Raw genomic sequence first — 3,906 nt, 5'->3', positions numbered from 1 at the left:
GAGCCAAAGCCGCCGCCGAACACAAAGCCGCGGCCCAGCTCTTCGGCCTTCTCCTCGGTTTCGGCCAGAACGACATTCTGGAGATAGCCGAAGTTCTCCGGGCCGGCCTGGTAGCCTTCCTGCTCGGCCACGTCGGCGTACAGGTTGACCATCTCAACCGTCGGTTCGATGTTGGTGCCCAGCGCGACATACGGATAGCGGTGTTTGGCCGCCCAGACCACGGTCTCGGGGCTGATCACACCCGGGACCCACTGCTGGGGCACCGGCTTCTGGATTGGCAGCTGCCAGGGATTGACGAAGCGATAGTGGAAGTGCTTGCCCTCGTAGCGCCACGGGCCGGGTTTGGTCCAGGCCTGGTTGATAAAGTCGTGGGCCTCGTTGAAGCGCTCACGGTTGTAGGCCGGGTTGATGTTGTTGGCCAGCTGCTCGCTGCCCGCGCCGCGCACCCAGCCGGGCACCAGACGGCCGCCCGAGATCATGTCGATGGTGGCCAGCTCTTCGGCCAGCCGCAGCGGGTCGGCGACCGGCAGGGGGTTGCCGAGCAGGACGATTTTCACCCGCTTGGTAACCCGGGCCAGGATCGCGGCCTCGACATCCATGACCGCACCGCCACAAAAGGGCGTCTGGTGATGTTCGTTCAGCATCACCCCGTCAAAGCCCAACTCTTCGGCATAGATGCGCTCGTCCAGATACTCGTTCATCAGCTGGCCGCCCCTGTCGGCGCTGAACAGGGTGTTGGGCAGGCCAAAGTAACTGCTGCCGTTTCTGATGATTTCCTCTTCCGGGACATCGATGTATTCCCGTTCCGAAAAAGACATGATGTGCATACCAGCTTCCTCCTTTGCCGTGTTTCAATGTGGTGCGGACGACCGCTGTCCGAAGTCAGACGTTAAACCGTTCCTGCATTCGCTCCCACCAGGCGCGGAGAGCCGGCACGGTGTCAAACAGCGGCTCGTCGCTGACTCTGGTTATCCAGGTGAAGGTCCCGAACAGACAGATATCGGCGTAGCTGAAAACGCCGAAGAGATACTCCTGACCGGCCAGCGTCGCGTTCAGGTCGGCCAGGGCTTTTTGCAGCTGGGGGCGGAACTCGTTTCGCCGGGCCGCGATGTCTTCGAGCCGCGCGCCGAGGCGGGACTCGCGCGACTGGCGGAAGTAGTCGCGGTCGCCCGGCTCAATCTTGTCAAAGATGTCGCCGATAACGACCGGGGCCAGGGCCGGGTGGACGGTGTTGTCCACGTACAGATTAAAAAAGCGGCAGGCTTCTTTGTGTCCCAGGCCGGGAAAAATCCGGGGCTCGGTCTGACGCTCCTCAAGATCACACGCAATCGCCCACGAGTCGGACACGACCGTGCCGTCGTCGTGCCTGACGACCGGGACGCGGTCCTGGCCGGAGAAGGTGAGTTTGTGCTTTTCCGTGAAACGCACCGCCTCGGTCGTGTAGGGGAGGTTCTTATAGCTCAGGACCGCCTTGGTCCGCGAGCAGAACGGACTAAAGCGCAGATCGTTCGCCCCAACGAGATCGTACAGTTCAATCATGGTCGGCCCCCTCCGTGGTCATACATGAACCGCCTTTCCCACAGCGCTTATTTTTTGTCAAGGCGTCTGCTAGGTATGGCAGCAGGGAGGACAGCCGATGTGTGGACGTTACGCCTTGATCTCAGACCCGGAACGCATTCAAGAACGCTTTGGCTGCTCGTTGTCTGACCTGTCCTACTCCCCGCGCTACAACATCGCTCCCAGCCAGCCGGTGCTGGCGCTGATCAACGCGAGCGATAGCACCTTACCCAAACGGCGGGCGGGCTTTTTGCGCTGGGGGCTGATTCCACCGTGGGCCAAAGACCCGTCGGTCGGCGCCAAGATGATCAACGCCCGGTCCGAGACGGTGGCCGAAAAGCCGAGCTTCAGGCGCGCCCTGCGTCGCCGGCGCTGCCTGATTGTGGCCAACGGATTCTACGAGTGGAAAAAAGACGGTCCGAGCAAGGCCCCGCTGTACATCAGCCTGCGCTCGGGCGAGCCGTTTGCCCTGGCCGGGCTGTGGGAGAAGTGGGTCGCCGAGTCTGGCGAGGCGATCCACTCGTGTACGATTCTGACTACCAGCCCCAACGCGCTGCTGGCGCCCATCCACCATCGCATGCCGGTCATCCTGGCGCCTGAGGCCGAGGCGGTGTGGCTGGACCGCGGCGTGCAGGAGCCCGACGCGCTGCGGCCCCTGCTCAGCTCCTATCCGGCCGAGGCCATGACGGCCTACGCCGTGTCCGATCTCGTCAACTCTCCCCGCAACGACAGCCCCGAGTGTCTGCGGCCGCTGGACCCCGTCGACACCCCGGAGCCCGGCCGTCCCTAGTCGCGCGCGTCCGGCTCCAGCTCGACCTGCATCGGCAGCAGAAAGCGTACGACCATATTGTAGAAGCCGGTATTCAGGCTCAGTTCGACAATCTGCTCATTGTCCAGAAAGTCGCCCAGGGCCTGAAACGTGGCGTCAGATACCCGGACCTGCTGGGTGACCTCGGTGGCATAGCGAATGACGGCGCGTTCCCGGTCGTTAAAGGCCGGGTCGGTTTCCCACTCGGCCAGCCGTTCGACCTGCTCGGGCCGCACGCCGACGCGTTTGGCCAGGGCCTGATGGTGGACGTACTCGTAGTCACACTGGGTGAGCCGTCCGACGGTCAGAATGGCCAGCTCCCGATAGCGGGGGTCGAGCGTGGTGCGGTTCCGCAGCCCGTCGCTGAAATACAACATGCGGCGCAACAACAGCGGACTGTGGGCGACAACCCGGAAGATGTTGCCGATCGCGCCGCGCTGTTCGAGCAGCGTGTCGAAGATATCCCGTTCCGGCTCGGGCAGATCGTCGCGTTCGAGATACGGCAGGCGGGCCATGGCGCGCTCCTTATTTCCCGAATTCGGGCGGTCGTTTTTCCAGAAACGCCCGCATGCCCTCGCGGGCATCGGCGGACAGAAAGAGTTCGGCCTGGCTGTCATGTTCATAGCCGAGGGTTTCGTCCAGGCCGGCGCTGGCCCCGAGATACACCCCGCGTTTGATATGGGCCAGGGTCTGGGGCGGCCCGGCGGCCACCCGCCGGGCAAAATCGAGGGCCTCGGCGCGAAAGCTGTCGTGCGGATACACCCGGTTGAGCAGACCCAGCCGCAGGGCCTCGGCGGCGTCGAGCCGCTCGCCGGTCAGCATCAGCTCCAGGGCTTTGGCCGTTCCGACCAGGCGGGGCAATGAGGAAAAACCCGCCCAGTCGGGGACAAGCCCGATTTTGACGAAGCTCTCGGCAAAGCGGGCGGTGTCCGCGCCCAGGCGCAGGTCACAGCCCAGGGCCAGATTCATCCCCGCCCCGGCTGCGGCGCCGTTCACCGCCGCAATCACCGGCTTGGGCATGCCGCGGATGAGGCGGATGATCCTGCCGCCGACGACCATGCGGTCTTTGATTACGGCGTCGTTGTTGTCGGCCTGGAGTTCGGCCATGCTGGCGATATCGCCCCCGGCGCAAAAGGCGCGGCCTGCCCCGGTAATCATCACGCACCGCACCGCGCTATCGTCGGCCGCCCGTTCAAGCGCGGCCAGGAGTTCCTCGCGCATCGTGCCCTCAAAGGCGTTCAGCACCTCCGGGCGGTTAAGGGTGATACACGCCACGCGGTCAGATACCTGACTCAGAATTCGATGTGTTGACATGCTTGTCTCTCCGTACGCGCACACATAGCGTTTTTAGCTCAGCACATGAAGCAGCGCCTTGGCGTCCTGCAAGTCCTGGGTGTCGCGCCCTTCCGTAAACCGTTCGTACACCTCGGCCAGCATTGTTCTGGCCATGTCCTTCTTGCCCTGTGGGTGCCACAGACGCCCCAGGTCGATAGCTGCGCGCAGTTCCAGAGCCTTGGCCTGCTGTCGGCGGGCCAGCGTCC

Annotated in this window: 6 protein-coding genes; 1 reads left to right on the top strand and 5 read right to left on the bottom strand. The window is 63.8% G+C overall.

Going from position 1 to position 3,906, the window contains the following annotated elements:
• Both J4F42_21755 and J4F42_21750 read right to left on the bottom strand, forming a co-directional pair.
• The coding region (locus J4F42_21755) for an LLM class flavin-dependent oxidoreductase (protein MCE2488149.1) at positions 1 to 827 on the bottom strand (827 nt) is incomplete at its 3' end.
• Between the two features lie 55 nt (positions 828 to 882).
• Entirely contained in the window at positions 883 to 1,539 is a 657-nt protein-coding gene (locus J4F42_21750) for a glutathione S-transferase N-terminal domain-containing protein (GenBank protein MCE2488148.1), read from the bottom strand.
• A gap of 97 nt (positions 1,540 to 1,636) precedes the next feature.
• Between J4F42_21750 and J4F42_21745 the strand changes: the two genes are divergently transcribed.
• Positions 1,637 to 2,347 carry an SOS response-associated peptidase gene (locus J4F42_21745; GenBank protein ID MCE2488147.1) on the top strand — a complete coding sequence of 237 codons (711 nt, stop codon included), beginning with the start codon at positions 1,637 to 1,639 and terminating at the stop codon, positions 2,345 to 2,347.
• Here the strand turns inward: J4F42_21745 and J4F42_21740 are convergent.
• The 3 genes from J4F42_21740 to J4F42_21730 all read right to left on the bottom strand — a co-directional run.
• Entirely contained in the window at positions 2,344 to 2,880 is a 537-nt protein-coding gene (locus J4F42_21740; GenBank protein MCE2488146.1) for a carboxymuconolactone decarboxylase family protein, read from the bottom strand. The two genes, J4F42_21745 and J4F42_21740, sit on opposite strands and share 4 nt — an antisense overlap.
• 10 nt (positions 2,881 to 2,890) lie before the next feature.
• A complete protein-coding gene (locus J4F42_21735; protein MCE2488145.1) occupies positions 2,891 to 3,679 on the bottom strand; it encodes an enoyl-CoA hydratase/isomerase family protein in 789 nt (262 codons plus the stop codon).
• Between the two features lie 33 nt (positions 3,680 to 3,712).
• The coding region (locus tag J4F42_21730; GenBank protein MCE2488144.1) for a hypothetical protein at positions 3,713 to 3,906 on the bottom strand (194 nt) is incomplete at its 5' end.

Source organism: Desulfurellaceae bacterium (assembly GCA_021296095.1).
Classification (GTDB): domain Bacteria; phylum Desulfobacterota; class Binatia; order Bin18; family Bin18; genus JAAXHF01.
The sequence above is the reverse complement of the archived record's forward strand: the minus strand, read 5'-3'. Positions and strand labels throughout refer to the sequence as shown.